The organism is Stutzerimonas marianensis (genome assembly GCF_022810315.1).
In the GTDB taxonomy this organism is placed as follows: Bacteria; Pseudomonadota; Gammaproteobacteria; order Pseudomonadales; family Pseudomonadaceae; genus Stutzerimonas; species Stutzerimonas marianensis.
Genome location: NZ_JALGRD010000001.1, coordinates 620,194 through 636,877, shown reverse-complemented (window position 1 = coordinate 636,877; position 16,684 = coordinate 620,194). Strand labels below are relative to the sequence as shown.

Sequence of the window (16,684 nt, the reverse complement as noted above, 5' to 3'; positions counted from 1 at the left end):
GTTCGGAGCCTCGGGGGAACGGCTGCCGCCGCCGGCCGGTCGCACCTGAAAGCCTCCGGAGACGACCGACCATGACCCGAAACCTCCTGCTGGGCGCCCTCGCCCTCGGCCTTGTGACCGGCATGCGCAGCACGCTGGCGCCCACCCTGGTCAGCCGCGCACTGGCCGAGCGCGATGATCTCGATCAAGCCGACGAGCCTGCCCGCACGCTGGGCGCCGAGCGTACCCGGCAAATCCTGATGCCGCTGGCCGCCGGCGAGTTGCTCGGTGACAAAATGCCCTTCGCGCCGGACCGGACCATCGCGCCCTCGATGCTGTTTCGCGCCCTCTCCGGCGGCGTGACGGCTGCCGCCCTGGCCGGTGTGCGCCGTGAACCGATCTGGCTGCCCGCGATGCTGGGCGCGACCGCCGCGCTGGTGGCCTCGAAGATCGGCCTCGCCCTGCGCAAGCCTTATCAGCCGCACCCCCTGACCAACGCCGCGCTCGGGCTGGCCGAGGACAGCCTGGCACTGACCCTCGGCCGTGCCGGTATCCATCAGGCGCTGGGTGAGCGTCGATCTGCCTGAAAAAACGCAACGGGCCGTTGTGCGCGGCCCGTTGCAGCCTGGGGTGAGCTAAACGGCGGTCAGCTGGGCCGCTGAATCACGCAGACGCGGTCGGTGCAGGTGCCCGCCGCACGCGAGCCGACGCCTTGCGGCATGCTCCCAGTGCCTGTTCCCGGCCCCGCCACGCCGCCTCCGGTGGGGTTTGCGGTCGCGGTTGTCTCCGGGTAGCCCGTACCGGCGCGTTTGGCGCTGCTGCCGACGCCGTGGCCATCGGCGATCGCCGTGGACGAGGCAGTATCGGTGGATGAGGCGGTGTCGGTGGAAGCGCCGCTGGTGAAATGCTTGTCGAGGTGGCTGTCCCCTCCGGTCGCACCGGCATAGGGGCTGCTCGGGCCGGGATAGCCGGCGGCGCCGGTGCCGCCCTCGTCGATGCTGATCGCGCCGTTGTATTCCAGGGCATCACGCGCCTTGGCGAGCTGGTCGTCGTCATCGACATCCACAGCGATCACCAGCGCGCCGCGCCGCACCGCTTCGGGGTAGGCCGTGGCGTGCCGGCGATGGTCCTCGTGCGGCTCATGGCCGAACAACGAATGGAAGAAATTCGCCACCTTCGAGTCGTGATGCGGGCGGTCCAGGTTGCCTTCGGTGGTCGAGTAGGGCGCGTCGTAGCTGTGGATTTCGGCGCTGTCGGCGCCTACGGAATGAATGCGTTCCCGCGCGATGCCGCGCGACATCAGATCGCCGCGGGTGCGGTTCGCGTCGGTGAGCGTGGCGAACGCGGCTACCAGTGTGTGTTTCATGGGTCACCTCTCGTTGTGTTGAACAACCGGGTAGGTGAGCGTGCGCGGAGCCGTCCGGGTATCGGAGGTCGCGGCGCAACGCCCATGAAGATTGGGTCGGACCGTCGGGTGAGAGTTCAGCGGTGAGGGATCAGCGGTCGATACACGGCGGTGGCTGCGGTGGAGCGGCAGGCGCCGGCTCCACCGGAAGGGGGCGAGCGAGGCCGCTCAGTCGAGGTCGGACGCCTGGTGCCGCTCGGGCGCCTGCTCCGATTCCTCGCCCCAGGTGCGGTTGACCTTGCGTCCGCGGATCACCGCTGGCCGTTCGGCGATCTCCGCCGCCCAGCGCTGCACATGCTTGTAGTCCTGCACCGAGAGGAACTCGCCGGCCTCGTACAGCTCACCGCGGGCCAGCACGCCGTACCAGGGCCAGATCGCCATGTCGGCGATGCTGTAGTCGTCGCCGGCGATGAAGCGGTTCTCGGCCAACTGGCGGTCAAGCACGTCGAGCTGGCGCTTGACCTCCATGGCGTAGCGGTTGATCGGGTACTCGTACTTTTCCGGCGCGTAGGCGTAGAAGTGGCCGAAGCCGCCGCCAAGGAAGGGCGCCGAGCCCATCTGCCAGAACAGCCAGTTCAGCGTCTCCGTGCGCGCACGGGTTTCGGTCGGCAGGAAGGCGCCGAACTTCTCCGCGAGGTAGACCAGGATCGAGCCGGACTCGAACACCCGCAGCGGTTCGCCTTCGACGCTGTGATCGGCCAGCGCCGGGATCTTCGAGTTGGGGTTGATCTCGACGAAGCCACTCCCGAACTGGTCGCCCTCACCGATCTTGATCAGCCAGGCGTCGTACTCGGCGCCCTGGTGGCCGAGCGCGAGCAGCTCCTCGAGCATGATGCTGACCTTCACGCCGTTCGGCGTGGCCAGCGAGTAGAGCTGCAGCGGGTGCTTGCCGACCGGCAACGCCTTCTGCTCACGGGCACCGGCGGTCGGCGCATTGATGCTGGCGAACTTGCCGCCCGAGGGGGCGTCGTGCGCCCAGACCTTGGGCGGTACGTAGGTGGGATCACTCATGGCATGTCCTCGACGGTGGGTAGCGGAGGTGCCGGCGGCCAGGATGCTCGAAGCCACCGACACGGATCACGAAGCCTGCCACTTCCGACCCTGGGAAGTCGATGGCCGCGGCCGACTCCGCCCCGTGCTGCGCCGGGTCAGCCCGCCGCCCGGGCCCGCGCTGCGTGCAGCTTCTTGTAGCTGTCGATAAGGCGCAGGTGGCGGTCCAGGCCTTCGAGCTGCATGCTCGTCGGCGTCAGGCCATGGAAGCGCACGCTGCCGTCCACCGAGCCGATCGCCGCGTCCATTCGCGCGTTGCCGAACAGGCGGCGGAAGTTGGTCTCGTAGTCGGCCAGCACCATCTCGTCGTCCAGCTGCACTTCCAGCACGGCGTTCAAGGCCTGGTAGAACAGGCCGCGCTCGACGGTGTTGTCGTTGAATTGCAGGAAGGTTTCGACCAGCTCCTTGGCTTCCTCGAACTGCTTGAGCGCGAGGTGGACGAGCAGCTTGAGCTCCAGGATCGTCAGCTGGCCCCAGACGGTGTTGTCGTCGAACTCGATGCCGATCAGCGTCTTGATGTCGGTGTAGTCGTCCAGCTCGCTGTCTTCCAGGCGCTCGATCAGGGCCTGGAGTTCGTCATCGTCGAGGCGGTGCAGGTTGAGGATGTCGGCACGGAAGAGCAGTGCCTTGTTGGTGTTGTCCCAGATCAGGTCCTCGACCGGGTAGACCTCCGAGTAGCCTGGCACCAGGATGCGGCAGGCCGGCGCGCCGAGGTCGCTGTATTCGGCGATGTACACCTCCTTGCCCATCGCTTCGAGGATGCCGAACAACGTCGCGGCTTCCTCGGCGTTGGAGTCGTCGCCCTGGCCGGAGAAATCCCATTCGACGAACTCGTGATCGGCCCTGGCGCTGAAGAAGCGCCAGGAGACCACGCCGTTCGAGTCGATGAAGTGCTCGACGAAGTTGTTCGGCTCCATCACCGCCTGGCTTTCGAAGGTCGGCTGCGGCAGGTCGTTTAAGCCCTCGAAGCTGCGGCCCTGCAGCAGCTCGGTGAGGCTGCGCTCAAGCGCCACCTCGAAGCTCGGGTGCGCGCCGAAGGAGGCGAACACGCCGCCAGTGCGGGGGTTCATCAGGGTCACGCACATCACCGGGTATTCGCCGCCCAGCGAGGCATCCTTTACCAGCACCGGAAAGCCCTGTTCCTCCAGGCCCTGGATGCCGGCAACGATGCCCGGGTATTTCGCCAGCACGTCCGGCGGCACGTCGGGCAACGCGATTTCGCCTTCGAGGATTTCGCGCTTCACCGCGCGCTCGAATATCTCCGACAGGCATTGCACCTGCGCCTCGGCGAGGGTGTTGCCCGCGCTCATGCCGTTGCTGAGGAAGAGGTTCTCGATCAGGTTGGACGGGAAGTACACCGTCTCGCCGTCCGAGCGGCGCACGAAGGGCAGTGAGCAGATGCCGCGCTCGACGTTGCCCGAGTTGGTGTCGTACAGGTGCGAGCCGCGCAGCTCGCCGTCCGGGTTGTAGATCTCGAGGCAGTAGGCGTCGAGGATCTCCTTGGGCAGCGCATCGCGGCGGCCCGGCTTGAACCAGCGCTCGTTCGGGTAATGCACGAAAGGCGCTTGGGCGATCTCTTCACCCCAGAACTGATCGTTGTAGAAGAAGTTGCAGTTCAGCCGCTCGATGAACTCGCCCAGCGCCGAGGCCAACGCGCTTTCCTTGGTTGCGCCCTTGCCGTTGGTGAAGCACAGCGGCGACTGCGCATCGCGGACATGCAGCGACCAGACGTTGGGCACGATGTTGCGCCAGGAGGCGATCTCGATCTTCATCCCCAGGCCGGCGAGGATCGCCGACATGTTGGCAATGGTCTGCTCCAGCGGCAGGTCCTTGCCGGCAATGTAGGTGCGCGTCTCGGCATCCGTCGGGATCAGCAGCGCCTGGGCGTCGGCGTCGAGGTTGTCGACCTCTTCGATGACGAACTGCGGCCCGGTCTGCACCACCTTCTTTACCGTGCAGCGGTCGATCGAGCGCAGGATGCCCTGGCGATCCTTGTCGGAAATGTCCGCCGGCAACTCGACCTGGATCTTGAAGATCTGGTTGTAGCGGTTCTCCGGGTCGACGATGTTGTTCTGCGACAGCCGGATATTCTCGGTGGGGATGCCGCGCGTCTGGCAGTACAGCTTGACGAAGTAGGCGGCACACAGCGCCGAAGAGGCGAGGAAGTAATCGAATGGCCCCGGCGCCGAGCCGTCGCCCTTGTAGCGAATCGGCTGGTCGGCGATCACCGTGAAATCATCGAACTTGGCCTCGAGCCGGAGGTTGTCGAGAAAATTGACCTTGATTTCCATGCGGGATTACCAGAGCGACGCGATTGGGCCGGCCATTATCCGGCTTCTCGCCGAGATGTCTTTTCCTTTCGGCTGGTTGCCGGGTGGCTTGGACGGACGCGCTCGCCACGGCGCCGCCCCAAACGAAAAAGCCCCAGGTGTTCACCTGGGGCTTCGGGCATATGGCGCATCCGGCGGGATTCGAACCCACGACCCCTGCCTTCGGAGGGCAGTACTCTATCCAGCTGAGCTACGGATGCGTTGCGGGGCGCAATCATACGCATGTCGTTCGCGGCCGTCCATGGCGGCTCGGGGCGGTGAGGGGCGGCTTTGGCGGGCCGGTGCGGGGCCGGCCATCAGGCTTGGCTATGGTGCGTTAATTTTTCCGAACATGGTGTTGCTGATCACCGCAGGTCAGGCCTAGGATTGTTCGACATTTCGAACGCTCACGGTGGCGACCGGAACCCTCGGTCAAGGCTTCGCTCTGACCTAGGTCGGGCGCGACCGTGCGCCATTGCCCTTCCGGCCAGACGATCAGGCCTCAGCTTCCGGCATCGCGCCGGCTCTCAGGAGACTGCCATGCAACTCAAAGACACTTCGCTGTTCCGCCAGCAAGCCTACATCGACGGCAGCTGGCAGGACGCCGATAGCGGCCAGACCATTCAGGTCAACAACCCGGCGACCAACGAGACGCTGGGCACCGTGCCGAAGATGGGCGCCGCCGAAACCCGCCGCGCCATCGAGGCGGCCGAGCGCGCGCTGCCGGCCTGGCGTGACCTCACCGCCAAGGAGCGCTCGCAGAAGCTGCGCCGCTGGTTCGAGCTGATGATGGAAAACCAGGACGACCTGGGCCGGTTGATGACGCTGGAGCAGGGCAAGCCGCTGGCCGAATCCAAGGGCGAGATCGCCTACGCCGCCTCCTTCATCGAGTGGTTCGCCGAGGAAGCCAAGCGCATCTATGGCGACACCATCCCGGGCCATCAGAAAGACAAGCGCATCATCGTGATCAAGCAGCCGATCGGCGTGACCGCGGCCATCACACCCTGGAACTTCCCGGCGGCGATGATCACCCGCAAGGCGGGCCCGGCATTGGCGGCGGGCTGCACCATGGTGCTCAAGCCGGCCTCGCAGACGCCGTTCTCCGCGCTGGCACTCGCCGAGCTGGCCGAGCGCGCCGGCATCCCGAAGGGCGTGTTCAGCGTCATCACCGGCTCGGCCGGTGACATCGGCAACGAGCTGACGGCGAACCCGACGGTGCGCAAGCTGAGCTTTACCGGCTCGACCGAAGTGGGCGCCAAGCTGATGGAGCAGTGTGCGCCGGGCATCAAGAAGGTCTCGCTGGAGCTGGGCGGCAATGCGCCCTTCCTGGTCTTCGACGACGCCGACCTGGACGAGGCGGTCAAGGGCGCCATGCAGTCCAAGTACCGTAACGCCGGGCAGACCTGCGTCTGCGTCAACCGCATCTACGTGCAGGACGGTGTTTACGAGGCGTTCGCCGAGAAATTCAAGGCCGCGGTCGAGAAGCTGAAAGTGGGCAACGGACTGGACGAAGGCGTCGACATCGGTCCGCTGATCGACGACCGCGCCGCGACCAAGGTCCGCGAGCACATCGAGGATGCGGTGGCCAACGGCGCCCAGGTGCTCACCGGTGGCAAGGCGCATCAGCTGGGCGGCAGCTATTTCGAGCCGACGCTGATGGTCAACGTGCCGCACGACGCCAAGGTGGCGAAGGAGGAAACCTTCGGCCCGCTGGCGCCGCTGTTCCGCTTCAAGGACGAGGCCGAGGGCATCGCCCTGGCCAACGACACCGAGTTCGGCCTGGCCGCTTACTTTTACGCTCGCGACCTGGGCCGCGTGTTCCGCGTGGCCGAGGCGATCGAGTCGGGGATGGTCGGCATCAACACCGGGATGATCTCCACCGAGGTGGCGCCCTTCGGCGGCGTGAAGTCCTCGGGCCTCGGCCGTGAAGGCTCGAAGTACGGCATCGAGGACTACGTCGAGATCAAGTACCTCTGCCTGGGGCTGTAACACCCATCCGTCGCGCCCGGCCGTTTGCGTAGGGGCGAATGAATTCGCCCTGGCGGGCTTCGGGTTATCCGGGCGAATAAATTCGCCCCTACGGCGTGGCGTATGGCTGCGGGGTGATGCGCCCGGCTGATGTCGCCAGGTGTTATTGGGCGAATAAATTCGCCGTTACGGGCATTGGTGTTTGGCTGTGGGGCGAAATCGCCCCAACGGGCGGCGTCTGTCTGTAGGGGCGAACTTGTTCGCCCACGCCCACGCCCACGCCCGCGGGCATCACGGCGCCTTGCCTTGCTCGCCGCTTCGCCGCTCGTCTCGCGGCACCCTGATCTTTCGCGCCACCGTCTGTACGCCTCTAAGGTTGTTCACCAGGGCGGGTGCCGACTCACCTATCGACATCCAGAAATGGTTCGACTATTCTGCTGTGCGAAACATGGTTTCGTAAAAATAAGTCCAATTAATCTCTCTCTATAGACGGAGGCCTGCCATGTCCGATGTCGTTCGGCTCGAACGCCGGGGCGCGATTGCGCTCATCACGGTCAACAATCCGCCGGTCAATGCGCTTGGCCACGCTGTGCGTGCCGGGTTGCAGGCAGCGTTTCAGGCGGCTGAAGCCGACCCTGAAGTGACGGCCGTGGTGCTGGTCTGCGAAGGCACCACTTTCATGGCCGGCGCCGACATCAAGGAGTTCGGCAAACCGCCGCAGGCACCGAGCCTGCCGGAGGTGATCGAGGTCATCGAGGGCAGTCGCAAGCCGAGCGTCGCGGTGATCCACGGCACCGCCCTGGGTGGTGGGCTGGAGGTCGCGCTGGGCTGCCATTACCGTATCGCCCGGCCGGACGCCAAGGTCGGCCTGCCGGAGGTGAAGCTGGGCCTGTTGCCCGGCGCCGGCGGTACCCAGCGCTTGCCTCGGCTGGCCGGTGTCGAGAAGGCGCTGGATATGATCGTCAGCGGCCAGCCCATCGGTGCGGCGGAAGCGCTGGAGCACCATATCGTCGATGAGCTGTTCGAAGGCGATCTGATCGAGGCCGGTCTGACCTATGCGCGTCGCCTGCTCGACGAGGGCCGCGGCCCGCGCCGCAGCGGCGAGCAGACCCGTGGTCTGGAAGGCGTCGACAACGAGGCGCTGATTCGCGCCAAGCATGCCGAGGTGGCCAAGCGCATGCCGGGGCTGTTCTCGCCGCTGCGGTGCGTTGCCGCCGTTGAGGTGGCGACCAAGCTGCCGCTGGCCGAAGGCCTCAAGCGCGAGCGCGAGCTGTTCACCGAGTGCCTGAATTCACCGCAGCGCGGCGCGCTGATCCATTCGTTCTTCGCCGAGCGTCAGGCCGGCAAGATCGACGACCTGCCATCCGACGTCAAACCCCGCCCGATCAGGACCGCCGCGGTGATCGGCGGCGGCACCATGGGTGTCGGCATCGCCTTGAGCTTCGCCAATGCCGGGGTGCCGGTGAAGCTGCTGGAGATCAATGAGGAAGCGCTGCAACGCGGCCTGCAGCGCGCCCGCGACACCTACGCGGCCAGCGTCAAGCGCGGCAGCCTGACCGAGGACGCGATGGAAAAGCGCCTCGCGCTGATCACCGGCGTCACCGATTACGGCGCCCTGGCCGATGCCGACGTGGTGGTCGAAGCCGTGTTCGAGGAGATGGGCGTCAAGCAGCAGGTCTTCGAGCAACTGGATGCGGTGTGCAAGCCCGGTGCGATTCTCGCTTCCAACACCTCGTCGCTGGACCTGAACGCCATTGCCGGCTTCACCAGGCGCCCCGAGGATGTGGTCGGCCTGCACTTCTTCAGCCCGGCCAACGTCATGCGTTTGCTGGAAGTGGTGCGTGGCGAGCGGACCAGCGATGAAGTGCTCGCCACTGCCATGGCGATCGGCAAGCAGCTGAAGAAGGTCTCGGTGGTGGTCGGCGTCTGCGATGGCTTCGTCGGCAACCGCATGGTCTTCCAGTACGGCCGCGAGGCGGAGTTCCTGCTGGAGGAAGGTGCCACGCCACAACAGGTCGACGGGGCGCTGCGCAACTTCGGCATGGCCATGGGGCCGTTCGCCATGCGCGACCTGTCCGGTCTCGACATCGGCCAGGCGATCCGCAAGCGCCAGCGCGCGACGCTGCCGGCGCACCTGGATTTCCCCTCCGTCTCGGACAAACTCTGCGCCGCCGGCATGCTCGGGCAGAAGACCGGCGCCGGCTACTACCGCTACGAACCCGGCAACCGCACCCCGCAGGAGAACCCCGACCTCGCGCCCATGCTGGAAGCCGCGTCGCGGGAAAAAGGCATCGAGCGAAAGGCGCTGGACGAGCAGTACATCGTCGAGCGCTGCATCTTCGCGCTGGTCAACGAGGGCGCGAAGATTCTCGAGGAAGGCATTGCCCAGCGCTCCAGCGACATCGACGTCATCTACCTCAACGGCTACGGCTTCCCGGCCTTCCGCGGCGGGCCGATGTACTACGCCGACAGCGTCGGCCTGGACAAGGTGCTGGCGCGGGTCAAGGAACTGCACGCGCGGTGTGGCGACTGGTGGAAGCCAGCGCCGCTGCTGGAAAAACTGGCCGCCGAAGGCCGCACCTTTACCGAATGGCAGGCCGGGCAGTGAGCCCCGCCCGCCTGCATTCCGAACGCACCATGAGGACCTTCCCATGAACGTCAACTATACGGCCGAAGAGCTCGCCTTCCGCGATGAAGTGCGGGCCTTCTTGAAAAGCGAGCTGCCGGCGGACATTGCCGCCAAGGTCAAGCTCGGCAAGCACATGTCCAAGGAAGATCACCAGCGCTGGCAGCAGATCCTGGTCAAGCGCGGCTGGTATGCGCCGGGCTGGCCGGTGGAGCTGGGCGGCACCACCTGGGGCCCGGTCGAGAAGCACATCTTCGACGAGGAGTGCGCCGCCTTCGGCGCACCGCGTACCGTACCCTTCGGCGTCAACATGGTCGCCCCGGTGATCATCAAGTTCGGCACCCAGCAGCAGAAGGACCATTACCTGCCGCGTATCCTGTCCGGCGAGGACTGGTGGTGCCAGGGCTACTCCGAGCCGGGAGCGGGTTCCGATCTGGCCAGCCTCAAGACTCGCGCCGTGCGCGATGGCGACCACTACGTCGTCAATGGCCAGAAGACCTGGACCACCCTTGGTCAGCACGCCAACATGATCTTCTGCCTGGTGCGCACCGACCCTGAAGCCCAGCAGCAGCGCGGCATCAGCTTCCTGCTGATCGACATGAAGAGCCCGGGCATCAGTGTGCGGCCGATCATCACCCTGGACGGCGACCACGAGGTCAACGAAGTCTTCTTCGACAACGTCCGCGTGCCGGTGGAGAACCTCGTCGGCGAGGAAAACCAGGGCTGGACCTGCGCCAAGTACCTGTTGACCCATGAGCGTACGGGCCTGGCCGGTATTGGCGCCTCCAAGGCGGCGCTGGCACATCTCAAGCGCATCGCCATGAAAGAGGTGTGCGACGGCAAGCCGATGCTCGAAGACCCGCTGTTCCGCGCTCAGGTGGCGGAAGTCGAGATGCAGCTGATGGCCATCGAGATGAGCACCCTGCGCATCCTCGCGGCGGCGAAGGAGGGCGGTGTACCCGGCGCCGAATCGTCGATTCTCAAGATCAAGGGCACCGAGATCCGTCAGGCCATCACCCACCTGCTGCGCAAGGTCATCGGCCCGTACGCGCTGCCCTTCCTCGAGGAGGAGCTGCAGCTGGACTACGACGGCGAGCTCTTGCACGCCGACTACAGCGCATCGCTGGCCGGCGACTACTTCAACATGCGCAAGCTGTCGATCTTCGGCGGCTCCAACGAAATCCAGAAGAACATCGTCTCGAAGATGATTCTCGAGCTGTAAGGGGGCACCGCCATGGACTTCAAACTGACCGAAGAGCAGCAGATGCTGCAAGACACCGCGGCGCGTCTGGTGCGCGACGCCTACCCGTTCGAGCAGCGCGAGAAGTTCAGCGAGTCGGAACTGGGCTTCTCGTCCGAGTTCTGGGCGCAGCTGGGTGAGCTGGGCCTGACCGCCGTGCCGTTCTCCGAAGAGATCGGCGGCTTTGGCGGCGGTGGCGTGGAAACCATGCTGGTGATGACTGAACTGGGACGCGGCCTGACGCTTGAGCCCTACCTGCAATCGGTGATCTTTGGCGGCGGCCTGCTCAACCAATTGGGCAGCGATGCGCAGAAACAGGACCTGCTGCCGCAAGTCGCAGCCGGTTCGCTGCAACTGGCGGTGGCGTTAGACGAGCCGCAGAGCCATTACAACCTCAACGACGTGCAGACCAAGGCAGAGGCAGCGGACGGTGGCTATCGCCTGAACGGCCGTAAAGCCGTGGTGATCGGCGGTCACAGCGCCGGGCTGATCATCGTCTCGGCGCGCACTTCCGGTGACAGCCGCGACGAGGCCGGCATCAGCCTGTTCCTTGTCGATCCGAACGCCCAGGGTGTCAGCCGTCGCGTCTACCCGACCATCGATGGGCGCAAGGGCTGCGAGCTGTTCCTCGATAACGTGCAGGTGGGTGCCGAGGCGCTGCTTGGCGAGCTGGGCAATGCGTTGCCCGCGATGCGCTACCAGCAGGGCCGCGCCATCGCCGCGCAGTGCGCCGATGCCCTCGGCAGCATGGATGAGGCCTGCAAGCTGACCCTGGATTACCTGAAGACGCGCAAGCAGTTCGGCGTGCCGATCGGCAAGTTCCAGGTCCTGCAGCACCGCATGGTGGACATGCAGACCGAGCTGGAGCAGGCCACCAGCATGGCGATCCTCGCCGCGACCTTTGCCGATGGCGAAGACAACGACGACCGCCGTCGCATCATCGCTGCCGCCAAGTACATCTGCGCCCGCGCCGCGCGCAAGGTGGCCGAGGAAGCCATCCAGCTGCACGGTGGCATCGGCATGACCTGGGAATACAACCTCGCCCACCACGCCAAGCGCCTGGTGATGGTCGCCCACCAGTTCGGTGACGACGACCACCACCTGAAGGCCTATGCGAAGCTGATGCTGGTGGCCTGATCGTCCCGCCTGCAGCATGAAAAAACCCGCTCTCAGGAGCGGGTTTTTTATGGCCCGATGGTCGTGTGTGGTTCGAGAGTGCAGAGGATCGAACGTGGGCGGGGTCGGGTCGGTGTCCCTGGGTGGATCGATAAGGCGTAATCCACTCCAGGGGCATGTCGGATCAGACCGGTTTGGCCTGCGCGTCGCTCCCCGCTGCGCTCTGCGGCTTCCACTCCTGCAAGCGATCCAGGCTGCCGCGGTAATGCTTGAGCCCCATGCCGAGCAGGATCATGGCGCCGACCAGGGCGATGCCGGTGACGATCAGCAGCGAGTAGCGCAGGGCGTTGTCGTCGCCGAAGACGAAATCGGTGCCCAGCGCCACCGCGGTCGGGCCGATGCCGAGGCCGACCATGGTGATGACGAACAGGTACACCGCCGACGCCTGGCCGCGCATGGAGTTGGGCATGATCTCCTGGATCGCCGCCGGGCCCACGCCGAAGGGCATGGCGATGGTGAAGACATGCAGGGCGATCAGCGCCAGCGCCAGTTCGCCGGTGCCGGCCAGGTAGGCCAGGTTGAGCGGCAGGGTCAGGGCGGCGGAGATGATGCCCACGCGCAGCGGCGCGTCGCGATAACCGCGCCGGTGCAGCAGGTCCGACAGTCGCCCGCCGGCGATGATGCCGATCGAGCCGGCCACCGCGACGACCGAGCCGTAGAGCACGCCGACGTCGCTGGCCGACCAGCCGTAGGTGCGGATGAAGAAGGTCGGAATCCACGCCGAACTGCCGTAGGCGGCGAACGCCAGGCAGGCGAAGCCGAAGTTGTGACAGAGCACGGTGCGACGGTTCTGGCGGATGTAGCCGGCCACTTCGCTCAACGGCACCTCGACGCCGGCGCCGACGCCCTTGCGCGACGGCTCGCGGATCAGCAAGAGCACGGCGGTGAAGAGCACACCGGCCGCGCCGAGTACGAGGAAGATCAGCTGCCACGGGCGCACCATGCCGAGCATCGGCAGCTCCACGTCGCCCTGTGCCGAGGCGAACTTGACCACCAGCCCGCCGAGCAGAAAGGCCAGGCCCGAGCCGATGTAGATGCCCATCGAATAGACGCTCATCGCGGTGCCGCGCAGCTTTGGAGGAAAGCTGTCGGCGATCAGCGAGTAGGCCGAGGGCGACAGCGCCGCCTCGCCGACACCGACGCCGATGCGGAACACGAGAAACTGCCAGAAGGTGCGCGCCGTGCCGCACAGCGCGGTCATCAGGCTCCAGACCAGCACACCGATGGCGATGATGCCGCGGCGGCTCTTGCGGTCGGCCAGACGCCCGATGGGCACGCCGCAGATGGTGTAGAACACCGCGAAGGAGAAGCCCATCAGCAGGCTCATGTGGGTGTCGGTGATATCCAGGTCGCGGCGGATCGGTTCCACCAGCAGGTTGAGAATCTGCCGGTCGACGAAGGACAGCACGTAGGCGAGCATCAGGATCGCGACCGTCATCCAGGCGCGGGTGCTCGAGGGGTAGCCGTTAGTGTTGCCGTTATTGTTGTTGTGCATGGCAGCTCCGGGTGGCGGGTTGGCTGTAACCAGCCCACTCACTGTTGTCGGAGATCAGCCATCCGGCAAGATCAATAACCGCTGCATATGTTTCGAAATATGCTTAGGGTGTTCCGCTGTGCGAAATCTCCTCAGGCTACCGTCCGCTGTTCGGCTGGTGTCAGCTCCGGTAGCAGCCAGCGCGACCATAAGCTGTCAGCGAAGCCTCGCCGAAAGAAACCGAAGTGGCCGATTCGCGTGGCGCCAACTTCGGCCGGTGCGAGGCGCAGCATGGTCTTGGGCGCCGAGCGGTAGAACCCGTGCAGGGACTCGGTATTGCGCGCTGACATCATCTCGTCGTCGCTGAAGGACAGCGAGGTCAAGGGGGTGCGCACGGCATCGAAGGCCTGGCGCATGGGCTCGCCTTCGACGCCGACCAGGTACTCCGGATGCAGGCACCAGCGCCGCCATTGGCGGATCACCCCGGCCGGCAGGTCACCGACCGCCCCGATGCGGCCGCCTGGGAAGTAGCCCGCCACCGCGGTCAGTACGGGCGCCAGGCCATGCCAGAGCAGCCAGGCCTTGTTGCGAATCTGCGGGCTGTTCTCGCGCCAGTAGCCGCTGCCGGCGGCGATGGTGACGATGCGGGTCAGGCGTTCGTGGCCGTTGACCAGTGGCAGGATCTGGGCACCGACGCTGTGCCCGATCCAGTACAGCGGCAATCCGTCGGCGGCCTCGGTTGCCGCGGCGAGCACGGCGCTGCAGTCGTGACGCCCCCAGTCGAGGATGTCCACCTTCAGCTGCCGCAGGGGCACCTGGCGCGAGCGGCCCATGCCCAGGTAATCGAAGGTCACCGCCAGGTAACCCCGGTCGGCCAGCCAGTTGGCGAAATCGGTATAGAAGCGCTGCGGTACGCCCATCGCCGGGGCGATCAGCACGACGCCGGCAGGCTCGTGGCTGGGCCGGTACCAATAGCTGGACAGGGCATGGCCGTTGCCGTTGTCGATGAAGCGTTCTTCAACCTGTATCGTCGCCATCTTGTTGTTCTCCGCGCTGTTGCGATTGCTGCGATCGGTGCAGTATACGAGCGGTAGAAGATAATTCTAGAAAAATATTCTAGTAGCACGGGAGGCCGGATGGCCCGCAGTAGCCGCAAGCAGGAAATCCTTCAGGCCGCGCTTGCCTGTTTCACCGAGTTCGGCGTGGAAGCGACCACCATCGAGATGATCCGTGATCGCTCCGGCGCCAGCATCGGCAGCCTCTATCACCACTTCGGCAATCGCGAGCGGATCATCGCTGCGCTGTATCTGGAAGGCATCGGCGAGTATGCCGCGTTGCTCGAAGCCGGGTTGATCGAGACGCTGGATGCCGAGGCCTGCGTCCGGCTGTTCGTCACCAGTTATATCGACTGGGTGGTGGCCAATCCGGACTGGGCGCGCTTCGTCCTGCACAACCGCGGGCGGGTCGAGGCGGGGGAGATGGGCGAACGGCTGCGCGAGGTCAATCGCGTACATGGCGAGCGGGTCGGAGCGATCCTGCGCCGGCATCGCGAAAGCGGAGCCTTTCGGCGCATGCCCGGCGACTGCTTTCTCGCGGTGGTGATCGGGCCCTGCCACGACCTGGCGCGCAACTGGCTGGCTGGGCGCTCGCGCACCGCGCTGGCGGACTGTCGCGAGCTGCTGGCGGATATCGCCTGGACCAGCGTCAGGGCCTAGCCAGGCGGTAGGCTAGACGCCGAGGCTCTCGATATCGCGAGCCAGCATCTCCAGCTGGTGGGCCAGCGAGCCCTTGAGGGTCTCCTCGCTGAGCTGGAACGAGGGGGCACCGCAGGTCAGCGCCATGATGCTGCCATCGGCCAGGTGCAGGGGAACGCCGGCGGCCTTGACGTTGCGGTCCCAATCGCCGAGTGACAGGCAGAACCCGTGCTGGCGAAACTCCTCGAAGGACTCCTCCAGCGATTGCTTCATCGCCGGCCACTGGTCGCCGTACTTGGTTTCCAGCGCGGCCATGAGGTGCCCGCGTTCTTTTTCCGGGGTGGCGGCGAGAAAGGCGCGACCGGCAGCGGTCGTGGCCAGCGGCAGGCGCACGCCGGCGTCCATGCGCAGGGTGGAGACTTCCGCGGGCCGGCAATTCTCGATGTAGATCATCGACAGGCGGTCGCGACAGGTCAGGCCCACGGTGGTGTTGGTCCGCCGCGCGAACTCGTCCATGTAGGGCTTGGCCAGCTGGCGCACGCGCAGATTGGAGACATAGGCATAACCGAGCGCCAGCACGCCGGAGTCGAGCTGATACTTCTCCAGCTGTTGCGAATAGCTGAGGTAGCCGAGCTTGGTCAGGGTGTAGGTCATGCGCGACACCGTGGGCTTGGGTAGCCCGGTGATGCGTGCGATGTCCTGGTTGCCCATCACCACCGAGCCGTGGGTGAAGGCGCGCAGCACATCCAGCCCGCGGGACAGCGCCTCGACGAACTTGCGGTCCTTGGGGTTCTCGGTGTCGATGTCTTCAACGTCGCTCATGGTGTCTCGGTCTGTCTGAAGGTGGGCCGCAGGCGATCGGCAGTAAGTCGCTGCCGGACCGGGTGGGCGGGTAATAAGCAGAGGGGCCATGGTAACCAAAACGGCCGGCAATTTCGCAGAGTAAAACCACAGCGACCGGTCGGGCTCTGGTCCGACGCTGGCGCGACGAACGGTACGGGACGGACGGGCCGCGGAGACCCGCAGCAACTGGCGCGTGCAGAGCCGGCGTGCTGTTGCGGCAAGTCAATCCGCGCTTGTTGCTCGGGGGGCTTTCTGATATAAAGCAGCGCTCTTTTCTAGGGGCCCGGTTTCTTCGCTTGCCGCGTAGCCGGTAAGACCCCAACGAAACGTGGCGCTGAGCGCCGAAAGACAAGTGATTTCAAGCGGCCAACCCATGCCGGGTTGGGCATGTGGTTTTAGAGGGCTGAGGCATGTCGAGAGTCTGTCAAGTTACCGGTAAGGGTCCGGTAACCGGGAACAACATTTCCCACGCGAACAACAAAACCCGTCGTCGTTTTCTGCCGAACCTGCAGCATCATCGCTTCTGGGTCGAGTCCGAGAACCGCTTCGTTCGTCTGCGCCTGACCGCCAAGGGCATGCGCGTCATCGACAAGCGTGGCATCGACGCCGTTCTGGCTGAAATCCGCGCTCGCGGCGAAAAGGTTTAAGGAGAACTATCATGCGTGACCTGATCCGTTTGGTGTCCAGCGCCGGTACCGGCCACTTCTACACCACCGACAAGAACAAGCGCACCACGCCCGACAAGATCGAAATCAAGAAGTACGATCCGGTCGTGCGCAAGCACGTGATCTACAAGGAAGCCAAGATCAAGTAATTGATCGGCCCTTGAAGGAAAAACCCGCCACTCGGCGGGTTTTTTCGTTTCTGGTGTCCGGTTTGCGTTGGGCGGTCCGTCATTGCGTGCCGCCCGCGGCTGGTGG

14 protein-coding genes and 1 tRNA gene are annotated in these 16,684 nt (G+C 65.5%); 8 read left to right on the top strand and 7 right to left on the bottom strand.

Annotation, left to right across the window (positions count from 1 at the left end):
* Positions 1 to 71 precede the first annotated feature (71 nt).
* Positions 72 to 566, top strand: coding sequence for a DUF4126 family protein (locus MST27_RS02740; protein WP_243604465.1), 495 nt, complete (start codon positions 72 to 74; stop codon positions 564 to 566).
* 59 nt (positions 567 to 625) lie between these two features.
* On the opposite strand, the gene MST27_RS02735 is transcribed toward MST27_RS02740, so the two are convergent.
* The 4 genes from MST27_RS02735 to MST27_RS02720 form a co-directional block, all read right to left on the bottom strand.
* Complete coding sequence (locus MST27_RS02735) at positions 626 to 1,345, bottom strand: hypothetical protein (protein WP_243604464.1); 720 nt, start codon at positions 1,343 to 1,345, stop codon at positions 626 to 628.
* 207 nt (positions 1,346 to 1,552) lie between these two features.
* Positions 1,553 to 2,395 carry a glutathione-dependent disulfide-bond oxidoreductase gene (yghU, locus tag MST27_RS02730; RefSeq protein ID WP_243604463.1) on the bottom strand — a complete coding sequence of 281 codons (843 nt, stop codon included), beginning with the start codon at positions 2,393 to 2,395 and terminating at the stop codon, positions 1,553 to 1,555.
* Between the two features lie 137 nt (positions 2,396 to 2,532).
* A complete protein-coding gene (locus tag MST27_RS02725; protein WP_243604462.1) occupies positions 2,533 to 4,725 on the bottom strand; it encodes an OsmC domain/YcaO domain-containing protein in 2,193 nt (730 codons plus the stop codon).
* Positions 4,726 to 4,887: 162 nt separating this feature from the next.
* Positions 4,888 to 4,964 (bottom strand) — tRNA-Arg (locus MST27_RS02720).
* 319 nt (positions 4,965 to 5,283) lie between these two features.
* Here MST27_RS02720 and gabD point away from each other — a divergent pair.
* From gabD to MST27_RS02700, 4 genes are all read left to right on the top strand, one after another.
* Positions 5,284 to 6,732 (top strand): NADP-dependent succinate-semialdehyde dehydrogenase, encoded by a 1,449-nt coding sequence (gene gabD / locus MST27_RS02715; RefSeq protein ID WP_243604461.1) that lies wholly within the window; start codon positions 5,284 to 5,286, stop codon positions 6,730 to 6,732.
* 481 nt (positions 6,733 to 7,213) lie between these two features.
* Entirely contained in the window at positions 7,214 to 9,319 is a 2,106-nt protein-coding gene (locus tag MST27_RS02710; protein WP_243604460.1) for a 3-hydroxyacyl-CoA dehydrogenase NAD-binding domain-containing protein, read from the top strand.
* A gap of 43 nt (positions 9,320 to 9,362) precedes the next feature.
* Positions 9,363 to 10,559 carry an acyl-CoA dehydrogenase family protein gene (locus tag MST27_RS02705; RefSeq protein WP_243604459.1) on the top strand — a complete coding sequence of 399 codons (1,197 nt, stop codon included), beginning with the start codon at positions 9,363 to 9,365 and terminating at the stop codon, positions 10,557 to 10,559.
* 12 nt (positions 10,560 to 10,571) lie between these two features.
* A complete protein-coding gene (locus MST27_RS02700; RefSeq protein WP_243604458.1) occupies positions 10,572 to 11,714 on the top strand; it encodes an acyl-CoA dehydrogenase family protein in 1,143 nt (380 codons plus the stop codon).
* Between the two features lie 163 nt (positions 11,715 to 11,877).
* Here the strand turns inward: MST27_RS02700 and MST27_RS02695 are convergent, their stop codons facing one another.
* Positions 11,878 to 13,248, bottom strand: coding sequence for a spinster family MFS transporter (locus MST27_RS02695; RefSeq protein ID WP_243604457.1), 1,371 nt, complete (start codon positions 13,246 to 13,248; stop codon positions 11,878 to 11,880).
* A 131-nt stretch (positions 13,249 to 13,379) separates the two neighbouring features.
* Positions 13,380 to 14,264: an alpha/beta hydrolase family protein gene (locus tag MST27_RS02690; protein ID WP_243604456.1), complete on the bottom strand. Its 885-nt coding sequence runs from the start codon at positions 14,262 to 14,264 to the stop codon at positions 13,380 to 13,382.
* 99 nt (positions 14,265 to 14,363) lie between these two features.
* Here MST27_RS02690 and MST27_RS02685 point away from each other — a divergent pair, with 99 nt between their 5' ends.
* A complete protein-coding gene (locus tag MST27_RS02685; protein WP_243604455.1) occupies positions 14,364 to 14,942 on the top strand; it encodes a TetR/AcrR family transcriptional regulator in 579 nt (192 codons plus the stop codon).
* 12 nt (positions 14,943 to 14,954) lie between these two features.
* Here the strand turns inward: MST27_RS02685 and MST27_RS02680 are convergent, their stop codons facing one another.
* Positions 14,955 to 15,743: an IclR family transcriptional regulator gene (locus tag MST27_RS02680; RefSeq protein ID WP_243604454.1), complete on the bottom strand. Its 789-nt coding sequence runs from the start codon at positions 15,741 to 15,743 to the stop codon at positions 14,955 to 14,957.
* A gap of 431 nt (positions 15,744 to 16,174) precedes the next feature.
* On the opposite strand from MST27_RS02680, the gene rpmB reads away from it, so the two are divergent.
* Both rpmB and rpmG read left to right on the top strand, forming a co-directional pair.
* Complete coding sequence (rpmB, locus tag MST27_RS02675) at positions 16,175 to 16,411, top strand: 50S ribosomal protein L28 (RefSeq protein ID WP_025243688.1); 237 nt, start codon at positions 16,175 to 16,177, stop codon at positions 16,409 to 16,411.
* Positions 16,412 to 16,422: 11 nt separating this feature from the next.
* A complete protein-coding gene (rpmG, locus tag MST27_RS02670) occupies positions 16,423 to 16,578 on the top strand; it encodes a 50S ribosomal protein L33 (RefSeq protein ID WP_014854577.1) in 156 nt (51 codons plus the stop codon).
* Positions 16,579 to 16,684 lie beyond the last annotated feature (106 nt).